Genomic DNA, 25,343 nt, shown 5'->3' with positions numbered 1-25,343 from the left:
ACCGTGACCGGCCTGGCCGGCGACACCGTCAGCGTGGCCGGCACGGGCAGCGGCAGCTTCGCCGACAAGAACGTGGGCAACGGCAAGGCGGTGACCGTGACCGGCTACCTGCTGAGCGGGGCCGACGCCGGCAACTACGTGCTCGTGCAGCCCACCGGGCTCAACGCGAACGTCACGCCGGCGAGCCTCACGGTCAGCGGCGTGGCCGCAGCGAGCAAGGTCTACGACGCGACGACTGCGGCGGCCCTCAGCGGCAGCGCCACCGTGACCGGCCTGCCCGGCGACAGCGTCAGCGTGGCGGGCACGGGCAGCGGCAGCTTTGCCAACAAGAACGTGGGCAACGGCAAGACGGTGACCCTCGCCGGCTACTTGTTGAATGGTGCCGACGCCGGCAACTACGTGCTCGTGCAGCCCGCCGGGCTCARCGCGAACATCACGCCAGCGAGCCTCACGGTGAGCGGCGTGGCCGCCACCAGCAAGGTCTACGACGCGACGACGGCGGCCAGCCTTAGCGGCAGCGCTACCGTGACCGGCCTGGCCGGCGACACCGTCAGCGTGGCGGGCACGGGCAGCGGCAGCTTCGCCGACAAGAACGTGGGCAACGGCAAGGCGGTGACCGTGACCGGCTACCTGCTGAGCGGGGCCGACGCCGGCAACTACGTGCTCGTGCAGCCCGCCGGACTGAGCGCGAACATCACGCCAGCGAGCCTCACGGTGAGCGGCGTGGCCGCCACCAGCAAGGTCTACGACGCGACGACGGCGGCGGCCCTCAGCGGCACCGCCACCGTGACCGGCCTGGCCGGCGACACCGTCAGCGTGGCCGGCACGGGCAGCGGCAGCTTCGCCGACAAGAACGTGGGCAACGGCAAGGCGGTGACCGTGACCGGCTACCTGCTGAGCGGGGCCGACGCCGGCAACTACGTGCTCGTGCAGCCCGCCGGACTGAGCGCGAACCTCACGCCAGCGAGCCTCACGGTGAGCGGCGTGGCCGCCACCAGCAAGGTCTACGACGCGACGACTGCGGCCAGCCTTAGCGGCAGCGCCACCGTGACCGGCTTGGCCGGCGACAGCGTCAGCGTGGCCGGCACGGGCAGCGGCAGCTTCGCCAGCAAGAACGTGGGCAACGGCAAGGCGGTGACCGTGACCGGCTACCTGTTGAATGGTGCCGACGCCGGCAACTACGTGCTCGTGCAGCCCACCGGGCTCAGCGCGAACGTCACACCAGCGAGCCTCACGGTCAGCACGGGCGATGTGATCAAGCCCTACGACGGTACGACCGCGGCCAACGGAAGCCCGGTGGTTGTCGCGGGATCGCTCTACGGAAGCGACACGCTGGCAGGTGGTGCCTATGCCTTCACCGACAAGAATGCCGGGACCGGCAAGACGGTCACCGCCTCGGGCGTCGCCATTGCCGACGGAAACGGCGGAGCCAACTACAGCGTTGCATATGTCAACAACACCCACAGCAGCATCAGCCCGGGAGTTGACATCCCAATACCCTCGCCACAGCCACAGCCACAGCAGCCGCCTTCATCCGCCACGTCTTCTGACATGCGTGACGCGCTGGATGAGGTGCAGGAGGCCAACACGGTGGATGTGGCGGCAGGCCAAACCGCAGGGCGTCCCGGGGGCTTGCGGATCGACTCGTGCGGGACGCGAATGCCAACGACCAAAAGGGCTGACTGCCCGATGGAGTTCATCTATCTGCGAGCGGGCTCCTCCCTTTCGAGCCTGACCGACGCCAAGGTGCTCTCCCGCAAGAAGCTGGGTGTCGCCCGTGACGAATGAGCGACACAGGTCCGAACTTGTTCGCGTCGGGTTGCTCACCATGGCATTGCTCGTTTGCAGACCAGCACAGGCTGCGCCCGACGCTGGCTCGTTGCTGCAAGGCATGCGCGACACGGTGCCTTCGCTCTCCAAGCCGCCGACCACAGCGCCGGCCGAGCCGGCACTCTCGAAGCCGGCGAGCGGCGAAGAGCGCATCAGGGTGAGCGGCATCCGCATCGTCGGTGCTGCTGAGCTGATGGGACATCAAGACGTATCGCCTTTGCTGGCCAGCATCATCGGAAAGTACCTGTCGATGCGTGACCTCGATCAATTGGCAGATCGCATTACGCGCTTCTATCGCCGAAATGGCTATCTCGTGGCGCGTGCCTATGTACCCACGCAAGACATCGTGAACGGGGAAGTCAAGATTGTTCTCATTGAAGGTCGACTGGATCGGGTGCAGTCGACGAACCGAGCGAACCTTCCGACTTGGCTGCTGTCGCCAATCAACGCCCTGGAGAAAGGCGTGCCGGTCAGGGCACACGATTTGAGGGACGCGCTTCAACCCTTGCAGGACCTACCCGGTGTGGAGGTGCGGTCGACCTTGCGCCCCGGAGCCACCGTCGGCGGAACTGATCTGCTGGTCGACGTGGCACCCGGCAAGGCAATGATCGGCTCGGCTGACGCTGACAATTTCGGAAGCCCGTACACCGGCACGTATCGTGTGGGCGCAAGCCTTTTCTTCAACAACCCGCTCCACTTGGCAGATCAGGTGGGCTTGCGGGCTCAGACGGGCGGGGGTGGCTTTGCCTACGGACGTGCGAGCTACCAGTTGCCGGTGATCAGCGCGAGCACCCGGATTGGCTTGGCTTGGTCGCGCATGCAATACCAGCTCGGTAAAGAGTTCAAGGATTTGCAGGCGCGGGGCAGCGCCACGGTCGGTTCTGCCTATCTTTCACACGCGCTCATCCGAGAATCAAATTTCTCTGGCACTGCACAACTTCAGTACGACGACACGACCCTTCAGGATGAAGTGAGGGTCTTMGGAACAGAAGCCCGAAAGAAGTTGCGCGCCGGCACTGCAAGCATCTCCCTGGAGTCAAGTGACAACACACTGAATGGGGGAGCGACGAGCGCGTCGCTGATGGTGGGCAGCGGAGCGCTGAAGCTTGATCCGGAGTCGGCAGCCATCGATGCAGCGGGTGCAAACAGCGAAGGCAGCTTCGGCCGAATCAACATCAGCTTGTCTCGAAAACAGTGGCTGGGAGCAGAGGCCGGCGTGCTGCTTTCTTACTCAGGGCAATGGAGCAGCAAGAACCTGGACTCGTCGCAAAAGATGTCAGCGAGCGGAATCTATGGCGTCAGGGCCTATCGCGAGGGCGAACTCTCTGGCGACCGCGCGCACTTGGTCAGCACCGAGCTGTTCTGGCAGGCGGCGGACGCGCTGAGGTTGCAGTGGTTCTACGACTACGCGCGCGTGCGACCGAATGCCCGACCCTGGACCACTGGCCAAGATGAACTCAACGCTTCCGGTGCGGGCGTTGGAGCGTCTTACACCCGGTCCTTCTTGCAGGGGCGCCTGGCACTGGCCCGAGGGCTCGGTACCAGTCCGCTGGCGGCCCATCAGCGCTCACGTTGGCAATGGTGGACGCAGGTGAGCGGGTTCTTCTGATCCAAGGTCCGCGGAAGCCGAACGCCACCGCGACTTGAACCTGAGACCGTTGAGTCGTTGCAGTCAGACGCGGTCACACTGCGGCCGTAGTACTTGCTGAATCCAGGGGCAAGGCCGGCGCGGAGTGATTCGTCAACCATAGGAGTGAAACGCGATTCCCGGTGGCCAGATCAATCCGCGAAGTCGTACGGCCCGCCCCGCTCCAGCGCGCGCTGGTACGCCGGCCGCGCGTGGATGCGCTTCAGCCAGGCCATCAGCTTCGGCCGGCTCGCATCCAGCCCCGCGCGCTGCGCCGCGGCCTCGACCGGAAAGCTCATCTGGATGTCGGCCGCGCTGAATTCGCTGCCCGCGAACCACGCGCTCCTGCCGAGCTCGGCCTCCATGAAGTCGAGCTGCCGCTTCAGGTTCGGCTCGACCATCAGCGACAGCACCTTGGCCGAGATGCCCTTCGCGATCGGCTTCACGAAGAACGGCATCGGCGATTTCGGGATGCGATCGAAGATCAGCTTCAGCAGCAGCGGCGGCATCGCCGAGCCTTCGGCGAAGTGCAGCCAGTAGGTGAACCGCAAGGCCTCGGGCGTGCCCGCCGCGGGCGCGAGCCGGCCCTGGGTGCCGGGGCTGAAGCGCGACAGCAGGTACTCGATGATCGCGCCCGATTCGGCCACCGTGGTGCCGTCGTCGGTGATCACCGGCGACTTGCCCAGCGGGTGCACCTGCAGCAACTCGGGCGGCGCCAGCATCGTCTTCGGGTTGCGCTGGTACTTCTTGATCTCGTACGGCACGCCCAGCTCCTCGAGCAGCCAGAGCACGCGCTGCGAGCGCGAGTTGTTCAGGTGGTGGACAACGATCATGCGGTCTCCTTGATATGGCCTGTCGAGCGGCCCGTGGCGCGCATTGTCACAGCGCGCGGCATCCGACAGCGGCGGACCACCCGCGCGGCGCCTCGTCCGACAACGATCTCAGGCACGCCCCACATCGGGTCGCCCCCTCCACCGACACGGTGCGCGATGCACGAAACCTAGAGTTCGCATCACGAATTCATCGTTCTCGACTCCACTGAAAGGCAGTCCATCATGCACAAGGCTCTCAAATTCGTCGCGGCATTCGCTCCGATCCTCCTGGTTGCTGCCTGCGGTGGCGGTGATGACAGCATCGACGACCGGCTGGACATCGCCGACCCGAAGGTGCGCTTCATCCACGCGATCCCGGCCGGCCCGAACGTCTCGCTGTACCGCAACACCGAGATCTCCGGTGGCGTCGACAACGTGCCTTACCTGTACGCGTCGAAGTACTACACCGTCGACACCGCGCCGGCCGACTACACCGTGAAGACCACCACCGGCGGCGTCACCGTGGGCACGATCAACTTCAACCCGACGCGCGGCAACAAGTTCACGCTGATCGCGGTGCCGGGCGAAGCCACGACGACCAACCTGCTGATGATCAACGACCCGTACGACAAGCAGCTCACCGCCACCAACGGCCGCGTGCGCGTCGTCAACGGCTCGTTCAATGCGCAGAACGTCGACGTCTACCTGACGGCCGCCAATGTCGACATCGCCACGGTGGGGCCGAACTTCGCCGCCGCCGCGTACAAGAGCGCGGTGCCRGCCTCGAGCTCGAACTCGACCGACTTCACCGCCGGCAACTACGTGATGCGCGTGACGACCGCCGGCACGAAGGCCGTGATCTTCACCGCGCCGATCGAGGTGCAGACCAATGCCGACCTGCTGCTGATGACGGTGCCGCAGAGCCTCGCCGTCAACGACGTGAAGGTGCTGGAGGTGATCGCCGACAACGGCCAGCCGAGCACCGAGATCATCAACCAGCCTTGAGGCTGCCGCGATGATGCGACGCCGCCAGCAGCAGCTGGCGGCGTTGCGCATGGGCCTCCAGGAAACCGAGCACCCTGTCCCAGGGCACCGGCTTGCGGTACAGCAGCACGTTGGGCGGCAGGCCGCCGCGGCGTGCGATCTCTTCGTCGTCCAGCCCGGTGACGACCACCTGGGCCATCAACGCCAGTTCGGCATCGTTCTGCACCGCGGCGACCAGCCGGAACCCGTCGACCGGCTCCATCTGCAGGTCGGTGATCAACACGTCGGGGCGAAACCGTTCGAGCTTGAGCAAGGCCTCGATGCCGTCGGTCGCAAACTCGCACGAGATCGGCAGCCGGCTGCGGCGCAACACCTTCTGGTAGCTCAGCGTGGTGGTCGGGCTGTCCTCGACGATCAGCACCGTCATGCTCGACGACGGCGCCGGTGGCGGCGCCGGCGCCGCGCCGGGCACCAGCTGCAGCTGCCCGCTCAGCAGCGCCTGCACCGAGCTGCGGACGATGCGCCGGTGCCCGCCGGGCGTGCGCATCGCGAGCAGCACGCCGCTGTCCACCATCTTCTGGACCGAGGTGCGGGAAACCCCCAGCAGGCCGGTCACCTCGCCCACGGTCAGTAATTCCTCGTGTTCCACGGTGTCGGTCAACTTGCGGTCGGGAGAAGCGCCCATGTTACGGCCTCCGCCCGCCCCGCCCGGGCAGCGTTCAGGAGAAGCGCTGCCGCAGCCACTCGCGCGCCCCGTCGGCCGAGGCCTCCAGCAACTGCGTCACCTCGTGCTGCACCACGATCGTGTCCAGCACCTCGCCGGCGTGGCAGCGCCGCTCGATCTCGCGCACCCGGCGGCCGGCGTCGAAGCACCAGATCGATTCCAGCGAGTTCGCCAGCTCGTGCAGCACCGCGGCATAGGCCGCGCGGCCGCGCGCCGGGGCGTCTTCGAGCGCGGTGCGGCCGGTGTCCAGGTCTTCCAGGAACGCGAGCAGCACTTCGGCGATGCTGTCGGTATCGCCGTCGAAATCGGCCAGCGCACGCCGGGTGTCGAAGGTGACCTTCGGAAAGTTCATGAGTGAGCGGCTTCCAGGGTGGGGGTCAGGCTGATGCGGGGCATGAATTCCGGCAGTTCCGGCAGCGGCTCGTTGGCGGCGATCAGCGGCACGAGCTTGCGGATCAGGCCGTTGCGGTCAACCGGCTTCGTGATGTAGTCGTTCATGCCGGCCGCCTGGCACTGCTCGCGCTCGCCGCCCATCGCGAGCGCGGTCACGCCGATGATGGGCACGCTCGCCCCGCTGGTGTGGCCCGAGCCCGTCACGCCGCCCATCGCGCGGATCGCGCGCGCCGCGTCGTAGCCGTTCATCACCGGCATCGAGACATCCATCAGGATCGCGTCGAAGTGCGCGCCGGCCGCCTTCTCGACCGCCTGCTCGCCGTTGTTCGCGATCTCCACGTGCGCACCCTCCTGCTGCAGCCACTTGCGCAGCAGCATCTGGTTGATGCGGTTGTCGTCGACGACCAGCACGTGCTGGCCGGACAGCCCGTGCGCCAGCGTGTCGATGCTGCTGTCGGGCTGGGTGTGCACGAAGCCGGCGGTCGACGCGGCGCGCGGCAGGAACACGATCACCTCGAAGCACGAGCCCCGGCCCTCGGTGCTCTCGACCTGGATGTCGCCGCCCATCATCCGCGCGAGCTGGCGGCACAGCGCCAGGCCGAGCCCGGTGCCGCCGTAGCGCCGCGTGACCGACTCGTCGGCCTGCGTGAAGGCGGCGAAGAGCCGCTTCTGCAGCGCCTTCGGAATTCCCACGCCGGTGTCGGTGATCGAGATGCGGATGCGGCTGCCGTCGGGCGCTCGCGGATCCCTCGACTCGGCCACCTCGACGCGCACGCCGCCCGAGGTGGTGAACTTGATCGCGTTGTCGAGCAGGTTGTTCAGGATCTGCGTGATGCGGAACGGATCGCCCAGCAGCACCGGGTGGCCGACGTGGAAGCGGGCCTCGAAGCGCAGCCCGCGCGATTCGGCCAGCGCCTTGAACGGCACGCAGGCATCGTGCAGCTGCTCCTCCAGGTCGAACGGCAGGCTCTCGAGCTCGAGCCGTCCGGCCTCGATCTTCGACAGGTCGAGGATGTCGTTGAGCAGGTTGCGCAGCAGCCGGGCGCTCGACCGCATCACGTCGATGTATTCGCGCTGGTCGGGCGTCGGCGACGAGCGCGTCAGCAGGTCCAGCATGCCGGCGATGCCGTTCAGTGGCGTGCGGATCTCGTGGCTCATGTTGGCCAGGAAGCGCGACTTCACCTGCGCCGACTGCTGCGCCTCGGCGAGCGCCGCCTCCAGCGCGCGCGCATCGCGCAGCTCCTGCGTCATGTCGCGCAGGAACAGGCACATCTTCGGGCCGTGCGGCAGCTTCATCAGTTCGCCGTACAGCCGCACCGTGGCGGCGGTGCCGTCGGCGCACAGGATGCTGCGGTCGAGCATCAGCCGCGTGCGCTGGCCGGCGCCGTGCGCCGCGAAGTCGAGCATCGTGCGCATGAAGTCGTAGCGCTCGCCCGGCGGGATGATGCGGTCGAGCCGGCCACCGACGAGCTGCTCGCCGCGCCAGCCGAACTGGCGCTGCATCGCCTCGTTGCAGATGCGCACGGTGCCGGTCACGTCGTACACCAGCACCGCCTCGGGCATCGCGTCGATCACGCGGCCGAGCGTGCGCAGCGCCTGCTCCTTCGCGCGCAACTGGTGGGTGCGCTGCGCGACCACCTCGGACAGCGCATGCGCGAGCGCGCGCAGCTCGCGCGAGCCGACCGCCCGCTCGGGCGGCGCCTGCGCCGGCGCCTCGAGGTGGGTCGCGCGCTCGCGCGCCCAGCCGACCAGGCGCTCCAGCCCGCGCGCATGGCGGCGCATCAGCAGCCCGAACACCATGCCGCCGGACAGCGAGATCGCGACGAACAGCACGCCCAGCACGCCCACCACGTAGCGCACCGTGGTGTCGGCCGGACGCAGGCTGACGGTGGCGGTGAGCAGGCCGTCGCCGCGCGGCAGCGGCACCCAGCTGCGCAGGTGCGTGCCGTCGACCATGCGCCAGCCGGGGCGCAGCGCCGCACCGGACGCGGTGTCGAGCGGCAGCGCCGGCGGGTCGCCATCACTGCGCACGACGCGGGTCTCGCCCTGCGCCGACAGCACGACGGCGTTGAGGTAGGTCGGCGCTTCGAGGTGGTTCTGCAGGCTTTGCCGCTGGGCCGCCGCCTCGAACTCGCTGCGCGGCAGGCCGCCGAGGTCGAGCGCCAGCCCGCGCAGGCGGCTCAGGCTGATCTCGCCGGCCACCTGGTGCATCGCCGATTCGACATAGCCGAACGACACGACGCCCAGCACGACGAGCACGGCCGCGAGCGTGGCGGCGTGGATCACCAGCACCTGCGTCGCGAAGCCGCGCCGGCGAAACCAGTCGACGAACCGCGCCGCGGGTGGGCGGCGCGGTTGCACCAGAGTGTCCATGATGGGTCAGATTAGAGTCATCGGCGTCGTCTTTGCAAAGGGCTCGGCCATCTCGAAGTACTGCTTGATCGTGAGAAGTTGGTCGGAAGCATCGGTCAATGCGCTGACGATGGCCGGGTCGAAGTGCGTGCCGGCCTGCGCGCCGATCTCGCGGATCGCGAGGTGCAGCGGCCAGGCCGCCTTGTAGGGCCGCTCGCTGCTCAGCGCATCCAGCACGTCGGCCACCGCGACCAGACGACCCGACAGCGGGATCTCGTGGCCGCGCAGCCCCTGCGGGTAGCCGMTGCCGTCGAAACGCTCGTGGTGCGACAGCGAGATCTCGGCGCCGAGCCGGATCACCGCCGACGACGAGTCGCGCAGCAGCTCGAAGCCGAGCGTCGGGTGCCTGCGCATCAGCGTGCGTTCCTCGTCGTTCAGGCTGCCGCACTTCTGCAGCACCGCGTCGGGCACGCCGACCTTGCCGATGTCGTGCAGCGGCGCGGCGGCCACCAGCATCTGCGCCTGGGTCAGGCTGAGCCCGTAGCGGCGGCCGATGACGGCCGCGTAGTAGGCCATGCGCTCGGTGTGCTGCCCGGTGTTGCGGTCGCGCAGCGACGCGATGCGCGACAGGTGGCGCAGCGTCGACTCGTCATCGTCGGTGAGCTCCGCCTTCTGCTCGTACTGCGCGAGCAGGCCCCAGCCGCCATGCGATGCCGGCCCCTCGCGGCCGGCATCGGCCTGCAGCACGCGGTCGAGCACCGGCGCCGCCAGCAACGGTGCGGCCATCTCGAACGGCGCCTGCGCGCCGCTCAGCAGGCTCCTGACGCGGCCCAGCAACTCCTCGCCGGTCAGGTCCTTGGACAGCACGTCGTTCGCCCCGGCCTCCATCGCGCGCGGCCGCAGGGCCTCCAGCGACTGGCCGGTGAACATCACGATCGGCAGCTTGCGCGCCGGCGGGTAGTGGCGCAGCGCCTCGATGAAGCGGATGCCATCGATCTGCGGCATGCCGTAGTCGACCAGCACCAGGTCCGGCAGCCGGTAGTGGCAGGCCTGCAGCGCCGGCCAGGCACTGCGGAACACCGTGACGTTGCGGAAGCCCCGCGTGTTCAACAGCTTCTGCATGCGGACACCGACGACCGGGTTGTCGTCGACGACGCAGATGCGTGGCACGAAGGGCGCGAAAGGAAGGGTGCGTGGCGTGTTCATGCGATCAGTCTGGCAGAAAGATCGACAAAAATCGATTGCGGTTTTTGTGATTTATTTGCCTCCAACACGCCAAACCACCCCCTCATTCAGGGGGGGTGCTCCTCACAACTGGGGACGGAAATCTACCATGGCAAACATCGGGATTGCGAGGGCTTGCATGATGCATTCGACTTAATCACAATAATCACCGCAAACACCACTTTCACAACGGAGATGCATTCATGAAGAACATCCTGATCGCCGCCCTGCTCGGGCTTGGACTGGCGGCCCATGGCAGCGCATTCGCGGGCAGTGACGCGAAGAGCTTCAACGTCTCGGTCAGCCTGACGCCGGCCTGCCTGCTCAGCGCCGTCGCCCCGGTCTTCTTTACCTACACCGGCATGCAGGCCACGGCTGCCGTCGTTAACGGCGGCAGCTTCACGATCCAGTGCACCGAAAACCTGCCGTACAGCTTCTCGCTGGACGCCGACGTTGGAGGCTCCCCGGGGACGTACGTAGACTCGGTCACGCAGCTCAACTACACGCTGACCGCGCCGTCCAACGGCGCCGGCGACAAGCAGAGCCACTCGCTGTCGCTGAACCCGACGATGCCCGCCAACCAGCCAGGCTCCTGCCCGGCGGGGAATGTCTGCAACAACGGCGCAGGCACCCTCCGCACGCTGACGGTCACCTACTGAGCACGGCGAGGCCATGCATGCCCACCCGCGGGTCGGATCGCTGCGCCGCCGGCACGGCCGCGCGCCGCATTGGCACGTGCTGGGCGGCGTGTGCGCCGCGCTGGCCGGCGGCACCACGTTGCCTGCGCGCGCCGGCTCCGCCGAGGCCAGCTTCGCGGTCCACATCGCACTGACGCTGCCGGCCGGCTGCAGCAGCAGCATCGAGCGCTCTGCCGGCGGCGCGCGCGTCACGCTCACCTGTGGCGCCAACCTGTTCGTCAACGTGCGGCCGGTCATCGTGTCGGCGGCAGGGAGCGGGTCGGCCGGCTCGGCGCACGGCGCGGCCACTCCATCAGGCGGCCCCGCCCCCTCGGCCGATGGCGCGGCCGAGACCGTGTCCTGGGTGCTGTCGCCCGACGGCACGCCCGACGCGGACGACGCGCTGCCGCAGCCGGTGCAGGTGGCCGCCGGCCGCGCGCTCCAGATGTGGATGATCTTCTGATGCGGCCGCCACGCGCGCCGGCCGCGCTGCTCGTGCTGTCGTTGCTCCTGTTCGCGCTGTGGGCCGTCCCCGCCGCCGCCGGCGTCTTCACGATCTCGCCGGTGCGGCTGCACATGGGTCCGCGCGACCGTGCCGTCGCGGTCGCCCTCGGCAACGACGGCGACTCGCCGCTGGTGCTGCAGGCCGAGCTGTTCCTGTGGCGCCAGGATGCGGCCGGCGCCGACGTGCTGACGCCCACCGACGACCTCGTGCTGGCGCCGCCGATCGTGAAGCTCGATCCCGGCACGCGCCAGGTGGTGCGGCTGGCGATGGTGGTGCCGCGCGACGCCACCCGGCAGCTCACCTACCGCCYGGTCATGCGCGAGGTGCCGGAGGCGCTGCCGCGGGCGCCCGGCGTCAGCGTGCCGGTCGCGCTGGCGATGAGCCTGCCGGTGTTCGTCACGCCGCCGGCGGCGCGGCGCGACCTCGCCTGCACGCTGCAGCGCGACGGCGCGCAACTGCTCGCGCAGTGCGAGAACCGCGGCAGCGCCTACGCACAGGTGCGCGAACTGCGCCTGTCGCGCGCCGGCCAGCCGCTCGCGCACTTCAACGGAGGCGCCTATGTGCTGCCGGGAGCCAGCCGCCCGATCGCGTTGCAGTCCGAACCCGACGTGGCGCCCGGACCGGCGCAGCTCGCGCTGCTGTTCGACGACGGCACGCGCCGCACCGACGAACTGGCGCTGCCGTGAGGCCGCGGCCCCGATGGACCGGCACGCGGTGCTGCGCCGGTCGGCCCGGCTCGCCTGGGTGGCCGGCGCCGTGACGGCGTGCGTGCTGCCGTCGCTCGCGCCACACCACGCGTTGGCAGAAGCGATCGATGCGGGCGTGGAGCGCGTGCCCGGCGAGCGGCTGATGCCGCTGGAGGTGCGCGTCAACCAGCAGCCGGGCGGCGGGTGGCTGCTGATGGAGCGCGCCGGCGTGCTGTTCGCCCCCGCGATCGCGTTCGACGAATGGCGGCTGAACCGGCCCGAGTTGCCGCCGCTGCGCGTGCGCGGGCAATCGTGGTACCCGCTGTCGGCACTCCCGGGGTTCGCAGCGCGCTTTCACCCCGCCGCGCAATCGGTGGACCTCGAGTTCGCGCCGCAGGCCTTCGCGGCGACGCGCCTCACGCAACCGGTGCCGAAGCGGCCCACGGTGTCGAAGGCCGAGCCGGCCCTCGCGCTGAACTACGACCTGAGCCTGACCCGCTCGGCGGCGCGCGGCGCGATGGCGCAGCAGGACCTGGGTGCGCTGGTGGAGGCCGCCGTGTCGGGCGACGCCGGCGTGCTGTCGTCCAGCTACGCCGGGCGCAACCTCGCGGTGCGCGGCTTCGATGCCGCGCCGCGCTGGCAGCGCCTGGAAACGAGCTTCACGCGCGACTTCCCCGAGCCGCGCATCAGCCTGCGGCTGGGCGACCTCGCCACGCATGCCGGCGCGATCGGCCGGCCGGTGTTCTTCGGCGGCGTGCAGCTGTCGCGCAACTTCGCGCTGGAACCCGGCTTCGTCAGCCGGCCGATCCCGTCGCTGGCCGGCACCTCCAGCGCGCCCAGCACGCTGGAGCTGTACATCAACGACGTGCTGCGCCAGACCGGCAACCTGCCGGCCGGCCCGTTCACGATCAACGAACTGCCGCTGCCCGACAGCACCGGACAGGTCCGCATGGTGGTGCGCGACATCCTGGGCCGCGAGACGGTCGTCGAGCAGAGCTTCCTGTCGAGCAACGCGCTGCTGGCGGCCGGGCTGAGCGACTGGAGCGTGGAGGCCGGCGAGCTCCGGCGCAACCTCGGCCTGCCCGATGCGCGCTACGCCACCCGCTTCGGCGCCGGGCTGTATCGCCTGGGCCTGAGCCCCGACTGGACCGGCGAGCTGCGGACCGGCCTCTCCCGGCCGCAGCAGGAGGCGAGCATCGCGCTCAACCATGCCCACACGCCGTGGCCGGTGCTGGTGCAGGCCGGTCTCTCGGGCAGCCGCAGCGCACTCGGGTACGGGGCCGGCTGGCTGCTGAGCCTCGAGCGCGCCGGCGTCGCGAGCGGCTGGCTGCTGCGCACCGAAGGCAACAGCGCCGCCTGGCGCGGGCTGGGCCAGGACCTGCAGACGCCGCCGACGCGCCGCCAGACGACGCTCAGCCACCGCTTGAACGCCGGGGGCTGGGGCAGCCTCGGGCTGAGCGTCGCGCAGACGGTGGCCGGCGACGGCAGCCGCTACCTCGCGGCCACCGCCGGGCAAAGCGTGCGCGTGGGCTACCGCAGCACGCTCAGCCTGGGCGTCACGCGGCTCACCGGCAGCACCGCCGGCACGCGGCTGACGGCCACGCTGTTCGTGCCGCTCGGGCCGCGCAGCGTGCTCAGCGCGACGGCGGCGCACACGCGGCACGGCGACTCCGACACCACGGTCGGCCTCAGCGCCTCGCCGGACGAACCCGATGGCTGGGCCTGGCGCCTGCTGGCCGGCGAACGCAGCAGCGCCGGCCAGGCCGAGGCCGGGCTGTACCGCGACGGCCCGCGCGGCAGCCTCGCGCTGGACCTCGGCCAGACGCGCGAGCTGCAGACGCTGCGCCTGGGCGCGCAAGGGGCCTGGGTGGCGGTCGACGGCGCACTGTTCGCCACGMGGCGCAGCGGCCCCGCGATGGCGCTGGTGGAGGTGCCCGGCCAGGCCGGCGTCGGCGTCAGCCTGCTCGGGCAGGTCGCGGCCCGCACCGGCAGCGACGGTCGGGCGCTGCTGCCGCAGTTGCTGCCCTACCAGGCGAACGCGGTGCGGCTCGACCCGTCGGACCTGCCGATCGGCGCCGAGCTCGATTCGGTGGAGATGTCGGCCGTGCCGGCGGCACGCAGCGTGGTGAAGCTGCGCTTCCCGGTGCGCAGCGGGCGCGCGGCCCTGATCCGCGTGCGGCTGGCGGATGGTGCGCCGGCACCGCCGGGCGCCGAGGTCGGCATCGTCGGCGATCCGCAGGTGTTCTACATGGCGCGCCGCGGCGAGGTCTTCGTGACCGGCCTCGCGCCGGTGGCCACGCTGGTGCTGCGCTGGCGCGGGCAGTCGTGCGCGCTGGCGGTGCGGCTGCCGCCGGACGACGGCAACGACATCACGCGCCTCGGCCCGTTGACCTGCGCCGGGGTGTCGCCGTGATTCCGGGCCGGCTCGCCTGCGCCGTGGCACTTCTTGCGGTGCCGGCGTCAGTGGTGGGTGCCGTCAGTTGCGGGCTGACGGTGACCTCGCCGTCGGGTAGCGTGGCGGCGCCCGGCGCGCTGACGCTGGGCGGCACGCTGACCGTGCAGTGCACGAAGGCGGCCGACAGCCCGCTGACGAGCGCCTCGTTCAGCGCCACCGTGGGCTCGACCCGCGCGCTGGCCGCCGAGGACAGTGCCGGGCGCAACATCGGCTACGGCCTGTGGCAGGACGCCGCCGCGCGCACCCCGTGGGGCAGCACCGCGCCGTACGCGATCAGCGGCAGCGTGGTCTTTGCCGGCAGCCCGATGGCGAGCACGCAATTGCCGTTCTACCTGGTGGCGCCCGCGCGGGCGCGCCGGCCGGCGGCCGGCAGCTACCGCGACACGCTGCTCGTCACGCTGGCCTACCACGCGGAGGGCAGCGCGGCCATGGCCCGTGTCAGCACCGGAGCCGGTACCGGCTCCGGCAGCACCACCACCGGCGGTGTCACGCTCGACGTCCCGCCGGCCTGCACCCTGTCGATACCGAGCGCCGTAACGCTGGACTACGTCGCCTTCCAGCCGGAGCCGGCCATCGCCACCAACAGCTTCACCGCAGACTGCAACACCGATTACACGCTGGCGCTGGACAGCGGTGGCGACACGCTGCTCGGCCTGCCCTACACGCTGACGCTGGATGCCGTGTCCGGCACCTGGAACGGCCAGGTGCACGAGCACCACGTCACCGGCCGCATCGCGGCCGGACTGGCCGGCGCCTGTGCGGCAGCGCCCTGCCAGGCGGCCCGGGTTCACGTGCTGACGATCAGCTATTGAGCGACGGGCGAACCACCAGCAAGCGGCGGACCGGTTGAACGGTTGAACGGCCCGCTCCAGCGGAGGGCCGGGAGGGCGGGACGGCCGCCCGACTCCGATACCCTTGCCCGCTGGCGAGGACCCCCCATGTCGACTCTTCTCAGATCGGCCCGAGACAGGGCTGACGGATCCGGCAGTACCGATATTCCCAAGGCACGCAGCCGCCCCCGCATCGGTGCGGCGGCGCCGCCGCGCATTGCGCTGGTCTGCGTGCTGCTCGCGCTGCTGCTGCTGGCGCTGGATTTCAAGGTCGGCCAGCGGGTCGCGGCGCTGTACGGCCCCACCGCCCTGGCGCTGCGCCCCGACGGCACGCAGGCCTGGCTGGCCGTCGACGACGAGATCTGGTCGTTCGATGCCAAGGGGCACCGCGGCACGCGCGCCACGCTGGCGGAGATCGGCCTGCCGGGCCGCGTCTACAGCCTCGACTGGCACCCGGCCGCCGGGCTGCTGGCGCTGCGGCTCGACAACGAGCCGACCCTCCACCTGCTCGACCCCGCCACGCTGCGGCCGTCCAGCACCATCACGCTGCAATGGCCGCCCGAGCTGGCGGAGCATGCGAGCCGGGCGGTGCACCTGGCGTTCGCCGGCGACGGGCGCATCGCGGCCTCGACCGGCGGCGGCCACGCGGTGGCGCTGTTCGACCGCGACGGCCGCTTCCTCGCGCGCACCGTGCTCGGGATGTACCGCTTCACGAACGGCCTGTGGTGGAACGGCGACGCGCTGTGGACCACCGACACCAACGGCCTGCAGCTGAAGCGGCTGGACGGCCGCACGCTCGCGCTGCAGCAGGCGGTGGACGTGCCGGCGCCGCGCGGCACCCGCTACCTGGGCCTCGCGCGGCCGCACCCGCCGCAAGCCACCGAAGGCAATGAACCGCTGCCGCTGGCCACCGTGATCCGCTTCGGCAACGACCGCATCGTCGGCGTGGTGGCCGACATCCTGCCCGGCGGCGGCGAGCTGCTGTTCTCGCAGACCGAGCGCATGGAACCGCGCGACCTCGGCTGGCTCGGACGCGACCTGCTGGTGGTCGACGGCCAGAGCCGCACGGTGCTGCGCTGGAGCGCGGCACACGAGCCGCTGCCGCCGTTCGGCGATGCCGACAGCCGGCGCGACCTGCAGGAGGCGGCGCAGCTGCAGCAGCGGCTGAAGTGGCTGCACCAGGCCCTGGTCGCCCTGGCCGTCGGCGGCGTGGTCGCCGCGATCACGCTGGTGTGGCATGCGCGCAGCGGCAGCCGCTCGCGGCGCCGCGTCGCGGCCACGCCGCACTGGTGGGCCGTGCTCGCCTCGGCGCTGTTGCCGGGGCTCGGCCAGTGGATGCGCGGACGCAATCCGATGGCGCTCGCCTGGTTCCTCGTGTGGTCGGTCTACACGCTGTCGATCAGCGTGCCGGTGCTGTGGAACCTGCTCGGGCCGCGCAGCGACGTGTCGGTGCAGTACGCCGCCGACGTGCTGGCGGTGCAGCTGCTGATCACCGCGTTCGCGGCGCTGGAGGCGGCGCGGCGCTGAGGGGCTGGCCCGTTCGGCCGTCCCGGCGTCCACCATCTGGAGGATGACGGGCGCGCCGGCCCGGCGCACCGTGCCCTGTCCGTGTCAACCGGGAGAGCAGCATGCGCGTGCGCAGCGAGAACGGCGGCCTGGCCGCGATGGCCGTGGCCGGCACCTACGTGGTGTTGCTGGGCTGGGACATGCCCGAGGCGGCGATGCTGGCGCAAGGCGTGCTGGGCTTCGCGGTGCGGCGGCTGCGCGAGCGCGACGGCGAGCGCATCTGGCTGTCGGGCATGAAGACCTTCGAGCAAGTGGAACCGTACCCGGTGCCCGGCGAGCCGGTGACGAGCTTCCTGCACCCGCTGCAGACCTTCCAGTGGGCGGACTACAGCGCCTCGCCCGACGAGCGCTACGTCTACACGATCGTCGCGATGAGCGGCAGCCCGGGCGCGCTGGTGCGTGGGCCCGAGGTCGACCTGGCGGTGGCGACCGAGCGCGTCGACCAGGGCAGGCATTCGGTCTTCTTCAACCGCGGCGCGGTCGCCTCGCAGGAGTACGCGCGGCGCTTCCAGAACCGGCGGCCGGACGACGTGGGGCCGTCGGCGTTCAACTGGCTGTCGCGCGGGCTGGTCGAAGGCCTCGAGAACTTCATCGCCCAGGCCGCGGCGGGCGACGAACTGCTGGGCGCGTTCTTCGAGTTCAAGAGCCCCCGCATCTACACCGCGCTGAAGGCTGCGAAAGCGCGCGGCGCGGTCGTCTCGGTGCTCTACGACGGCGACAGCCAGGGCGAGGGCAACGAAAAGGCGCTCGAAGGCCAGGGCATGGACGGCATGGTCAAGTCGCGCGAGCACTCGGGCGGGTTCGCACACAACAAGTTCCTGGTGCTGCGGCAGGCGGGCGTGCCGAAGCAGGTCTGGACCGGCTCCACCAACCTGAGCGTGAACGGCATGTTCGGCCACTCGAACAATGCGCACATCGTGCGCGACGACGCGATCGCGGCCCGCTACCACCAGTACTGGCTGCTGCTCGACCGTGACGAGACGCGCAAGCCGACCGCGACCCAGGACGAAGCCCTGTCGCCGCTGCCGGCCGACGGCTCGCCGCTGGACGCGCTGTTCTCGCCGCGGCTCGGCCTGGAGGCGCTCGACTGGTACGCGGGCCTGGCGGCCGGCGCGCAGCGCGGCGTGTTCATGACCTTCGCGTTCGGCATGAACAGCCGCTTCGTGCCGTCGTACGACACGACCGACAGCGTGCTGCGCTTCGCGCTGATGGAGAAGAAGGGCACCGGCAAGACCTACCAGGCGCAGGTCGCCGAGATCGACCGCATCCGCCGGCATCCGAACGTGACGGTGGCCGTGGGCCACCGCGTCGAGCTGAACCTGTTCGACCGCTGGCTGGCCGAGCTCGACCGCATCGCCGACGAGGCGCACGTGCTGTACGTGCACACGAAGTACATGCTGGTGGACCCGCTCGGCGACACGCCGACCGTGGTGGTGGGCTCGGCCAACTTCTCGGCGGCGTCGACCACCGACAACGACGAGAACATGCTGGTGATCCGCGGCGACACCGCGGTGGCCGACGTCTACCTCGGCGAGTTCATGCGGCTGTTCTCGCACTACGCGTTCCGCGAGTCGCTGCAGTTCAAGGACGCGACCTCGCCGGCGAATGCCTTGCTGCGCAAGTACCTGGTGCCGTCGCCGGCCTGGATCCACGGCGGCGGTGGCGCGGGGGCGAGCTACTTCAAGGCGGGGTCGGACCGGGCGTTGCGGCGGCTTTATTTCTCGGGGCAGTAGGCACGGCCGCTCTCGCCAGTTTTGAGAAGCGGCGGGATTGTCGGTAGAGTGCCGGGATGACCCACATCCGGAAGCTCACCGTCAAGGGCTACAAGTCGATTGCGAAGCTCGAGAACTTCGAGCTTCGCCCGCTGAACGTGCTGATCGGGGCGAATGGCGCCGGCAAGAGCAACTTCATCGGGCTGTTCCGCTTCCTGGCATCGGTGGCCGGCGACAACTTCCCTGTCGACGTGCAGAAATGGGGCGGACCAGAGGCCTTGCTGCATTACGGCAGCAAGGCGACGCCACGGATGGACCTGTCAATCGAGTTCTCGGCCAGCACGGGTTTCACCGGCGAGTACGAGAACGGATATCGCATCTCGCTCGAAGCCACGCAGGACAACCGGCTGATCTTCGTGCGCGAGGAGCCGACGGTGCGCGGCCAGGGTTATGCCCTGCCGAAGGCCTATTCGCTTGGAGCCGGACACGACACGGCGAAGATCCGCACCGACAAAGACAGCCCGAGCGCCACCGTCAGCCGCTATGTGCTCGACAAGCTCCAGATCTGGCGGCAGTACCACTTTCATGACACCGGCGACACGGCGGCGGTCAAGCGCGTCCATGCCGTCAGCGACAACCTTCGCTTGAAGCCGGATGCGGCCAACCTGGCCGCCTATCTGCGCAAGCTCAAGACCACGCCGAGCTACGAAAGCAGCTACGACCGGATCGTCGAAACGATTCGCCGGGTGGCTCCGTTCTTCGGCGACTTCGTGTTCCGCGACGAGGCCACCGAGTTCATCGAGCTGGAGTGGACCGAACGCGGGCGGCCCGACACGCCCTGGAAAGCCCACGTGCTGTCGGACGGAACGCTGCGCTTCATCTGCCTGACCACGCTGCTGCTGCAGCCTCGCGGCCTGCTGCCCGATACTGTCCTGATCGACGAACCCGAACTGGGGCTGCACCCTTTCGYGATCAATCTGCTGGCCGACATGCTGCAGGAAGCCGCCGAAAGCCGGCAGGTGATCGTCTCCACGCAGTCGGTGGAGTTGCTCAGCGCATTCCAACCCGAGGACGTGATCGTGGTTCAACGTGAAGAGGATGCGTCGACCTTCCGGCGCCTCGATGCCGCCGAACTGACAGACTGGCTGGCCGACGACTACAGCCTGGGCGACCTGTGGAAGCGCAACATCCTGGGCGGAAGGCCTGGCCGATGAGGCGCGTCTGCGTGGTCTGCGAAGGCCAGACCGAAGAAGAGTTCATCCTGCAGGTGTTGGCCCCGGCCTTCTACGACCTCGACCTGAACCTGGTTCCGGAAATGATCGAAACCTCGCCGGGCCACAAAGGCGGTGCGTTGAGCTACGACCGGGTCAGGCGCCACTTGCGCAACACGCTGCGCCAGAACAGCGCGCCGGTGGTCACGACGCTGTTCGACCTCTACCGGCTCGACAACGGGTTTCCAGGCATCGCCGCCTCGCAGGGCCTGTCCGACCTGTCGCAACGCCTGACGGCCGTGAAGCAGGCCCTTCATGCGGACATCGTGGCCGTTGCCGCATGCGAGCCCGGCCGCTTCATCCCCTACATCCAGCCCCACGAATTCGAGGCCCTGCTCTTCAGCGACGTCGAGAAGCTGGTCGCGGTCGAGCCGGCGTGGCGCAGTGCATCCGCCGCGCTGTCCGCCGCACGTGCTGCCGCCGCATCACCCGAGCACATCAACGACCAGCCCGACACCAAGCCCGCCGCACGCCTGGAGCGGGCGCTGAGCAACCCGGGCTACCGGAAGCGGCGGCACGGCCCCGTCGCCGCACTGAAGATCGGATTGCCGGCAATGGAGGCGGAGTGCGCGTTCTTCGCCGGCTGGCTGGCGCAGATACGGTCCTTGGCGCCGCGTTGACGCCTGTCGAGCATCTCAAATCGACATCCGGTCCCGCACGCCCTCGGCTTCCATGTCCTTCCCGCGCCCGCGCTGGATGACCTCGCCGCGTTCCATCACGAGGTACTGGTCGGCGAGTTCGGCCGCGAAGTCGTAGTACTGCTCGACCAGCACGATGGCCATCGTCTTCCGGTCGGCCAGCATGCGGATCACGCGGCCGATGTCCTTGATGATGCTGGGCTGGATGCCTTCGGTCGGCTCGTCGAGGATCAGCAGCTTCGGCCCGGCCGCCAGCGCCCGCGCGATCGCCAGCTGCTGCTGCTGCCCGCCCGAGAGATCGCCGCCGCGGCGGTGGATCATCTGCTTGAGCACCGGGAACAGCTCGAACAGCTCGGCCGGCACCGGCGTTGCGCCGCTCTTGTACGCGAGGCCCATGCGCAGGTTCTCGTCGACCGTCAGCCGGCCGAAGATCTCGCGGCCCTGCGGCACGTAGCCCACGCCCTTGCGCACCCGCTCGTACGGCGTGTCGTGCGTGATGTCCTGGCCGTCGAGCTGGATGCCGCCGGTCTTCACCGGCACCACGCCCATCAGGCTCTTCAGCAGCGTCGTCTTGCCCACGCCGTTGCGCCCGAGCACCACGGTCACCTCGCCGAGCTTCGCCTCGAAGCCGAGGTTGCGCAGGATGTGCGAGCCCCCGTAGTACTGGTTGATGCCTTCGACTTTCAACATGATTCAGCGGCCCAGGTAGACCTCGACGACCTTGTCGTTGGATTGGACTTCCGACAGCAGCCCTTCGGCCAGCACGCTGCCCTCGTGCAGCACCGTCACCTTCTTGCCGTTGCGCCCGTTCTGCGTCAGCTCGCCGATGAACTTCATGTCGTGCTCGACCACCACCAGCGAGTGGCTGCCTTCGAGCGACAGGAACAGCTCGGCGGTGCGCTCGGTCTCTTCGTCGGTCATGCCGGCCACCGGCTCGTCGAGCAGCAGCAGCTTCGGGTCCTGCATCAGCAGCATGCCGATCTCCAGCCACTGCTTCTGGCCGTGCGACAGCAGCCCGGCGACGCGCTGCGCGCCGTCCTTCAGGTGGATCAGCGCCAGCATCGCGCCGATGCGGTCGAGCTGCTCGCCGTTCAGCCGGAAGAACATCGACGAGCGCACGCCGCGGTCGGCCTTCAGCGCGAGCTCCAGGTTCTCGAACACCGTCAGCTGCTCGAACACCGTCGGCTTCTGGAACTTGCGGCCGATACCGATCGACGCGATCTCGTTCTCGCGCAGCCGCAGCAGGTCGATGGTCGAGCCGAAGAAGGCCTTGCCCGCATCGGGCCGCGTCTTGCCGGTGATCACGTCCATCATCGTCGTCTTGCCGGCGCCGTTCGGGCCGATGATGCAGCGCAGCTCGCCGGCGCTGATGCTCAGCGAGAGCGCGTTCAGCGCCTTGAAGCCGTCGAAGCTGACTGTGATGTCGTCCAGGTACAGGATCGCGCCGTGCCGGGTGTCGAGCACGCCTTCCTCGACCACGCGGCCGTAGCTGGCTTCGCGCCCGCCCGAGGTGCCGGGGCCGCCCTGCTGCCGGTTCGCCAGCGCCTCGCGCACGCGTGCGCCGGCCTCCATCAGCTCGGGCGTCATGCCTTCACCTCGCTCTTGTCCTTGCCGCCCAGCTTGCGCGCCAGCCCGACGATGCCTTGCGGCAGGAACAGCGTCACCGCGATGAACAGCGCGCCGAGGAAATACAGCCAGAACTCCGGGAACGCTTGCGTAAACCAACTTTTGGCGCCGTTGACGAAGAAGGCGCCCAAGATCGGCCCGACCAGCGTGCCGCGCCCGCCCACCGCCGCCCAGATCGCGATCTCGATGCTCGCCGCCGGCGACATCTCGCCCGGGTTGATGATGCCCACCTGCGGCACGTACAGCGCGCCCGCGATGCCGCACATCACCGCCGAGATCACCCAGATGCAGAGCTTGTAGCGCAGCGGGTCGTAGCCGGTGAACATCACGCGGCTCTCGGCGTCGCGGATCGCCTGCAGCACGCGGCCGAACTTGCTGCCCACCAGCCAGCGGGCGAGCAGGAAGAAGCCGATCAGCGCCAGGCCGCTCAGCACGAACAGCGTCATCCGCATCGACGGCGTCGCGATCGGGTGGCCGAGGATGCGCTTGAAGTCGGTGAAGCCGTTGTTGCCGCCGAAGCCGGTCTCGTTGCGGAAGTACAGCAGCATCGCCGCGTACGTCATCGCCTGCGTGATGATCGAGAAGTACACGCCCTTGATGCGCGAACGGAACGCGAAGAAGCCGAACACGAACGCGAGCAGCCCCGGCACCAGCACGATCAGCAGCAGCGTCGCGACGAAGCTGTCGCTGAGCGCCCAGTGCCACGGCAGCGTCTTCCAGTCGAGGAACACCATGAAGTCGGGCAGGTCGGACTGGTAGTTGCCGTCGCGCCCGATCTGGCGCATCAGGTACATGCCCATCGCGTAGCCGCCGAGCGCGAAGAACACGCCGTGGCCGAGCGACAGGATGCCGGTGTAGCCCCAGATCAGGTCCATCGCGAGCGCGCAGATCGCGTAGCACATGATCTTGCCGACCAGGCTGATCGCGTAGTCGCTCAGGTGCAGCGCACTGCCTGCAGGCACCGCCAGGTTCAGTACCGGGGCGACGACGACCACCGCGACCAGCGCGATGAAGACGCCGCTCCAGGCCTTCATCGACAGCAGCGAGGTCGCAGGCCCGATCGGCCGCGGCGGGGTGGGAAGGATTGCGCTCATGCTTCGGCACTCCGGCCTTTCATCGCGAAGATGCCTTGCGGCCGCTTCTGGATGAAGATGACGATGAAGACCAGCACCATGATCTTCGCGAGCACGGCGCCCTGCCAGCCTTCGAGCAGCTTGTTGAGCACGCCCAGGCCGAGCGCCGCGTAGACGGTGCCCGCCAGCTGGCCGACGCCGCCGAGCACCACGACCATGAACGAATCGACGATGTAGCCCTGGCCGAGATCGGGGCCCACATTGCCGATCTGCGACAGCGCGCAGCCGGCGAGGCCCGCGATGCCGGAGCCGAGCGCGAACGCATAGGTGTCCACGCGCGCGGTGTCGACGCCCATGCAGGCGGCCATGCGGCGGTTCTGCGTGACGCCGCGCACGAACAGCCCGAGCCGCGTGCGCGAGATCAGCAAGGCCACGCCGCCCAGCACCAGCACCGCGAAGATCACGATGGCGATGCGGTTGAAGGGCAGCGTCAGGTTGCTGAGCACGTCGACGCCGCCGGACAGCCACGACGGGTTCTCGACCTGCACGTTCTGCGCGCCGAACAGCGAGCGCACGCCCTGCATCAGCACCAGGCTGATGCCCCAGGTGGCGAGCAGCGTCTCGAGCGGGCGGCCGTACAGCCAGCGGATCACGCTGCGCTCGAGCACCGCGCCGACCAGCGCGGCCGCGAGGAACGAGGCCGGGATCGCGACGATCACGTAGGCATCGAACATTCCCGGCAGGTGGGCCCTGAAGAAGTTCTGCACCACGTAGGTGGCGTACGCGCCGATCATCATCAGCTCGCCGTGCGCCATGTTGATCACGCCCATCAGCCCGTAGGTGATGGCGAGACCCAGCGCGACCAGCAGCAGGATGCTGCCGAGGCTGACGCCGGTGAACAGCACGCCGAGCCGCTCGCCCCAGGCGAGGCGCGCGTTGATCGCATCGAGCGCGATGCCGAGCTGGCTGCGGATGTCGACCTCGCTCTCGCCGCCTTCGGCCGCGGGTTTCAGGCGTTCGAGGACCAGGGTCTTGGTGGCCGGCGTCAGGCTGCCGGCGAGCGCGCGGGCGGCTTCCATGCGCTTGCCGGCATCGGTCGACGACACCAGGATCGCGGCACGCACCTGGGTCAGTTGCTCCTTCAGCGACGCATCGGCCTCGGCCGCGAGCGCCTTCTCGATCAGCGGCAGGCGGCCTTCGTCGGCCTCTTCCTTCAGCGCCTTGATCGCGGCGCGGCGCTCGCCTACATCGTGCGAGAAAAGCTTCAGCGCCGCGAGAGCGCCCTCGAGCTCGCGGCGCATCTGGTTGCTGTTGATCACGTCTTCGGCGCCGTCGGGCAGCTTCGCGTCGGCACCGGTTGAGGCGTCGTTCGCCTTGTCGCCGTGCACGACGAACACCTTGTCGCCGGCCAGCTTCACCGCGTCGTCGAGCATCGCCTGCACGAAGGCGGCGAGGCYGTCATCGCCGCGCGCGAGCGAGGCCTGCAGCGCCGCGATGCGCTCTTCGTTCTCGCCCTTCGCGAGGGCCAGCACCTGCGGCGGCGTCAGCGCGTGGGCGACGGAGACCGACAGGCCGAGCAGCAGGGCGATCAACCAGCGTCGTGCGTGCATGGGAAGCATCGAGAGAAATCCGTCCTGCTCAATTCGACGAGGGCCACCCGATCGAAGGGTGGCCCGTTCTTCAGATCAGCGCTTCAGCCGATCACTTCTTTTCGGGTTCGTCCTTCTTCTTGTCGTTGCCTTCGATGTAGGGGCTCCACGGCTTGGCCTTGACCGGGGCCGGGGTCTTCCACACGACGTTGAACTGGCCGTCGGCCTTGACCTCGCCGATGAACACCGGCTTGTGCAGGTGGTGGTTCTTCGCGTCCATCGTCGACACGAAACCGCCCGGAGCCGGGAAGGTCTGGCCGGCCATGGCGGCGATGACCTTGTCGGTGTCGGTGCTGCCGGCCTTCTTGACGGCCTGCGCCCACATGTGGATGCCGATGTAGGTGGCTTCCATCGGGTCGTTGGTCAGCGGCTTGTCGGCGCCCGGCAGGTTCTTCGCCTTCGCGTACTCGGCCCACTGCTTCTTGAAGGCGTCGTTGGTCGGGTTCTTGATCGACATGAAGTAGTTCCATGCCGCGAGGTGGCCGACGAGCGGCTTGGTGTCGACGCCGCGCAGTTCCTCTTCGCCGACCGAGAACGCCACGACCGGCACGTCGGTCGCCTTCAGGCCCTGGTTGCCCAGTTCCTTGTAGAAGGGCACGTTGGAGTCGCCGTTGATGGTGGAGATGACGGCCGTCTTGCCGCCGGCCGAGAACTTCTTGACGTCGGCGACGATGGTCTGGTAGTCGCTGTGGCCGAACGGCGTGTACTT

General features: G+C 69.2%; 22 protein-coding genes. 12 read left to right on the top strand and 10 right to left on the bottom strand.

What is annotated here, in order from left to right; translation table 11 throughout:
* Positions 1-1,788, top strand: a 1,788-nt coding sequence (locus AC1DXV_RS13745; RefSeq protein ID WP_477934038.1) for a beta strand repeat-containing protein, incomplete at its 5' end; no start/stop codon positions are given.
* A 40-nt stretch (positions 1,789-1,828) separates the two neighbouring features.
* Positions 1,829-3,439, top strand: coding sequence for a ShlB/FhaC/HecB family hemolysin secretion/activation protein (locus tag AC1DXV_RS13740; RefSeq protein ID WP_477934036.1), 1,611 nt, complete (start codon positions 1,829-1,831; stop codon positions 3,437-3,439).
* Between the two features lie 170 nt (positions 3,440-3,609).
* On the opposite strand, the gene AC1DXV_RS13735 is transcribed toward AC1DXV_RS13740, so the two are convergent.
* A complete protein-coding gene (locus tag AC1DXV_RS13735; protein WP_477872570.1) occupies positions 3,610-4,290 on the bottom strand; it encodes a glutathione S-transferase in 681 nt (226 codons plus the stop codon).
* Between the two features lie 222 nt (positions 4,291-4,512).
* On the opposite strand from AC1DXV_RS13735, the gene AC1DXV_RS13730 reads away from it, so the two are divergent.
* Positions 4,513-5,274, top strand: coding sequence for a DUF4397 domain-containing protein (locus tag AC1DXV_RS13730; protein WP_477872572.1), 762 nt, complete (start codon positions 4,513-4,515; stop codon positions 5,272-5,274).
* Here the strand turns inward: AC1DXV_RS13730 and AC1DXV_RS13725 are convergent.
* From AC1DXV_RS13725 to AC1DXV_RS13710, 4 genes are read right to left on the bottom strand one after another with little or no spacing between them, the layout of a single operon-like run.
* A complete protein-coding gene (locus tag AC1DXV_RS13725; protein WP_477872574.1) occupies positions 5,261-5,938 on the bottom strand; it encodes a response regulator in 678 nt (225 codons plus the stop codon). The genes AC1DXV_RS13730 and AC1DXV_RS13725 overlap by 14 nt on opposite strands.
* A gap of 34 nt (positions 5,939-5,972) precedes the next feature.
* Complete coding sequence (locus AC1DXV_RS13720) at positions 5,973-6,329, bottom strand: hypothetical protein (protein WP_047499979.1); 357 nt, start codon at positions 6,327-6,329, stop codon at positions 5,973-5,975.
* A complete protein-coding gene (locus tag AC1DXV_RS13715) occupies positions 6,326-8,731 on the bottom strand; it encodes a hybrid sensor histidine kinase/response regulator (protein WP_477934034.1) in 2,406 nt (801 codons plus the stop codon). Before AC1DXV_RS13715 ends, AC1DXV_RS13720 begins: the two co-directional genes overlap by 4 nt.
* A gap of 18 nt (positions 8,732-8,749) precedes the next feature.
* Positions 8,750-9,928 (bottom strand): response regulator, encoded by a 1,179-nt coding sequence (locus AC1DXV_RS13710; RefSeq protein WP_477934032.1) that lies wholly within the window; start codon positions 9,926-9,928, stop codon positions 8,750-8,752.
* Positions 9,929-10,149: 221 nt separating this feature from the next.
* Between AC1DXV_RS13710 and AC1DXV_RS13705 the strand changes: the two genes are divergently transcribed.
* The 9 genes from AC1DXV_RS13705 to AC1DXV_RS13665 all read left to right on the top strand — a co-directional run bounded on the left by AC1DXV_RS13705 (position 10,150) and on the right by AC1DXV_RS13665 (position 20,268).
* The gene (locus AC1DXV_RS13705) at positions 10,150-10,605 is read left to right on the top strand and encodes a spore coat protein U domain-containing protein (RefSeq protein ID WP_477871871.1); all 456 of its coding nucleotides are present in this window, start codon (positions 10,150-10,152) and stop codon (positions 10,603-10,605) included.
* Between the two features lie 13 nt (positions 10,606-10,618).
* Complete coding sequence (locus tag AC1DXV_RS13700) at positions 10,619-11,086, top strand: hypothetical protein (RefSeq protein WP_477871873.1); 468 nt, start codon at positions 10,619-10,621, stop codon at positions 11,084-11,086.
* Positions 11,086-11,814, top strand: coding sequence for a fimbrial biogenesis chaperone (locus AC1DXV_RS13695; RefSeq protein ID WP_477934030.1), 729 nt, complete (start codon positions 11,086-11,088; stop codon positions 11,812-11,814). Before AC1DXV_RS13700 ends, AC1DXV_RS13695 begins: the two co-directional genes overlap by 1 nt.
* A gap of 13 nt (positions 11,815-11,827) precedes the next feature.
* Positions 11,828-14,227, top strand: coding sequence for a fimbria/pilus outer membrane usher protein (locus AC1DXV_RS13690; RefSeq protein WP_477934028.1), 2,400 nt, complete (start codon positions 11,828-11,830; stop codon positions 14,225-14,227).
* Positions 14,228-14,280: 53 nt separating this feature from the next.
* Positions 14,281-15,081, top strand: a complete 801-nt coding sequence (locus AC1DXV_RS13685; RefSeq protein ID WP_477934026.1) for a spore coat protein U domain-containing protein — start codon at positions 14,281-14,283, stop codon at positions 15,079-15,081.
* Between the two features lie 126 nt (positions 15,082-15,207).
* Positions 15,208-16,626 (top strand): WD40 repeat domain-containing protein, encoded by a 1,419-nt coding sequence (locus AC1DXV_RS13680; RefSeq protein WP_477864816.1) that lies wholly within the window; start codon positions 15,208-15,210, stop codon positions 16,624-16,626.
* Positions 16,627-16,727: 101 nt separating this feature from the next.
* Positions 16,728-18,398: a phospholipase D-like domain-containing protein gene (locus tag AC1DXV_RS13675; RefSeq protein ID WP_477864815.1), complete on the top strand. Its 1,671-nt coding sequence runs from the start codon at positions 16,728-16,730 to the stop codon at positions 18,396-18,398.
* 56 nt (positions 18,399-18,454) lie between these two features.
* The gene (locus AC1DXV_RS13670) at positions 18,455-19,591 is read left to right on the top strand and encodes an AAA family ATPase (RefSeq protein ID WP_477934024.1); all 1,137 of its coding nucleotides are present in this window, start codon (positions 18,455-18,457) and stop codon (positions 19,589-19,591) included.
* Positions 19,588-20,268: a DUF4276 family protein gene (locus AC1DXV_RS13665; protein ID WP_477864813.1), complete on the top strand. Its 681-nt coding sequence runs from the start codon at positions 19,588-19,590 to the stop codon at positions 20,266-20,268. The genes AC1DXV_RS13670 and AC1DXV_RS13665 overlap by 4 nt, the downstream gene beginning before the upstream one ends.
* 15 nt (positions 20,269-20,283) lie before the next feature.
* Here AC1DXV_RS13665 and urtE read toward each other — a convergent pair whose 3' ends face one another.
* From urtE to AC1DXV_RS13640, 5 genes are all read right to left on the bottom strand, one after another.
* Positions 20,284-20,976, bottom strand: a complete 693-nt coding sequence (urtE, locus tag AC1DXV_RS13660; protein ID WP_477864812.1) for an urea ABC transporter ATP-binding subunit UrtE — start codon at positions 20,974-20,976, stop codon at positions 20,284-20,286.
* A gap of 3 nt (positions 20,977-20,979) precedes the next feature.
* The gene (gene urtD / locus AC1DXV_RS13655) at positions 20,980-21,873 is read right to left on the bottom strand and encodes an urea ABC transporter ATP-binding protein UrtD (protein WP_477934022.1); all 894 of its coding nucleotides are present in this window, start codon (positions 21,871-21,873) and stop codon (positions 20,980-20,982) included.
* Positions 21,870-23,006, bottom strand: a complete 1,137-nt coding sequence (urtC, locus tag AC1DXV_RS13650) for an urea ABC transporter permease subunit UrtC (RefSeq protein ID WP_477864810.1) — start codon at positions 23,004-23,006, stop codon at positions 21,870-21,872. The genes urtD and urtC overlap by 4 nt, the downstream gene beginning before the upstream one ends.
* Positions 23,003-24,595, bottom strand: a complete 1,593-nt coding sequence (gene urtB / locus AC1DXV_RS13645; RefSeq protein WP_477934020.1) for an urea ABC transporter permease subunit UrtB — start codon at positions 24,593-24,595, stop codon at positions 23,003-23,005. The genes urtC and urtB overlap by 4 nt, the downstream gene beginning before the upstream one ends.
* A gap of 91 nt (positions 24,596-24,686) precedes the next feature.
* Positions 24,687-25,343 (bottom strand): transporter substrate-binding protein (locus AC1DXV_RS13640; RefSeq protein WP_477934018.1); only part of this gene is annotated, 657 nt, incomplete at its 5' end.

The sequence above is a fragment of the Rhizobacter sp. P3_C12 genome (assembly GCF_056402735.1).
The sequence above is the reverse complement of the archived record's forward strand: the minus strand, read 5'-3'. Positions and strand labels throughout refer to the sequence as shown.

Coding starts and splice junctions, on each gene's coding strand:
- AC1DXV_RS13735 (WP_477872570.1), bottom strand. CDS start 4,290: ATGATCGTTGTCCACCACCTGAACAACTCGCGCTCGCAGCGCGTGCTC.
- AC1DXV_RS13725 (WP_477872574.1), bottom strand. CDS start 5,938: ATGGGCGCTTCTCCCGACCGCAAGTTGACCGACACCGTGGAACACGAG.
- AC1DXV_RS13720 (WP_047499979.1), bottom strand. CDS start 6,329: ATGAACTTTCCGAAGGTCACCTTCGACACCCGGCGTGCGCTGGCCGAT.
- AC1DXV_RS13705 (WP_477871871.1), top strand. CDS start 10,150: ATGAAGAACATCCTGATCGCCGCCCTGCTCGGGCTTGGACTGGCGGCC.
- AC1DXV_RS13700 (WP_477871873.1), top strand. CDS start 10,619: ATGCATGCCCACCCGCGGGTCGGATCGCTGCGCCGCCGGCACGGCCGC.
- AC1DXV_RS13680 (WP_477864816.1), top strand. CDS start 15,208: ATGTCGACTCTTCTCAGATCGGCCCGAGACAGGGCTGACGGATCCGGC.
- AC1DXV_RS13675 (WP_477864815.1), top strand. CDS start 16,728: ATGCGCGTGCGCAGCGAGAACGGCGGCCTGGCCGCGATGGCCGTGGCC.
- AC1DXV_RS13665 (WP_477864813.1), top strand. CDS start 19,588: ATGAGGCGCGTCTGCGTGGTCTGCGAAGGCCAGACCGAAGAAGAGTTC.
- urtE (WP_477864812.1), bottom strand. CDS start 20,976: ATGTTGAAAGTCGAAGGCATCAACCAGTACTACGGGGGCTCGCACATC.
- urtD (WP_477934022.1), bottom strand. CDS start 21,873: ATGACGCCCGAGCTGATGGAGGCCGGCGCACGCGTGCGCGAGGCGCTG.
- urtC (WP_477864810.1), bottom strand. CDS start 23,006: ATGAGCGCAATCCTTCCCACCCCGCCGCGGCCGATCGGGCCTGCGACC.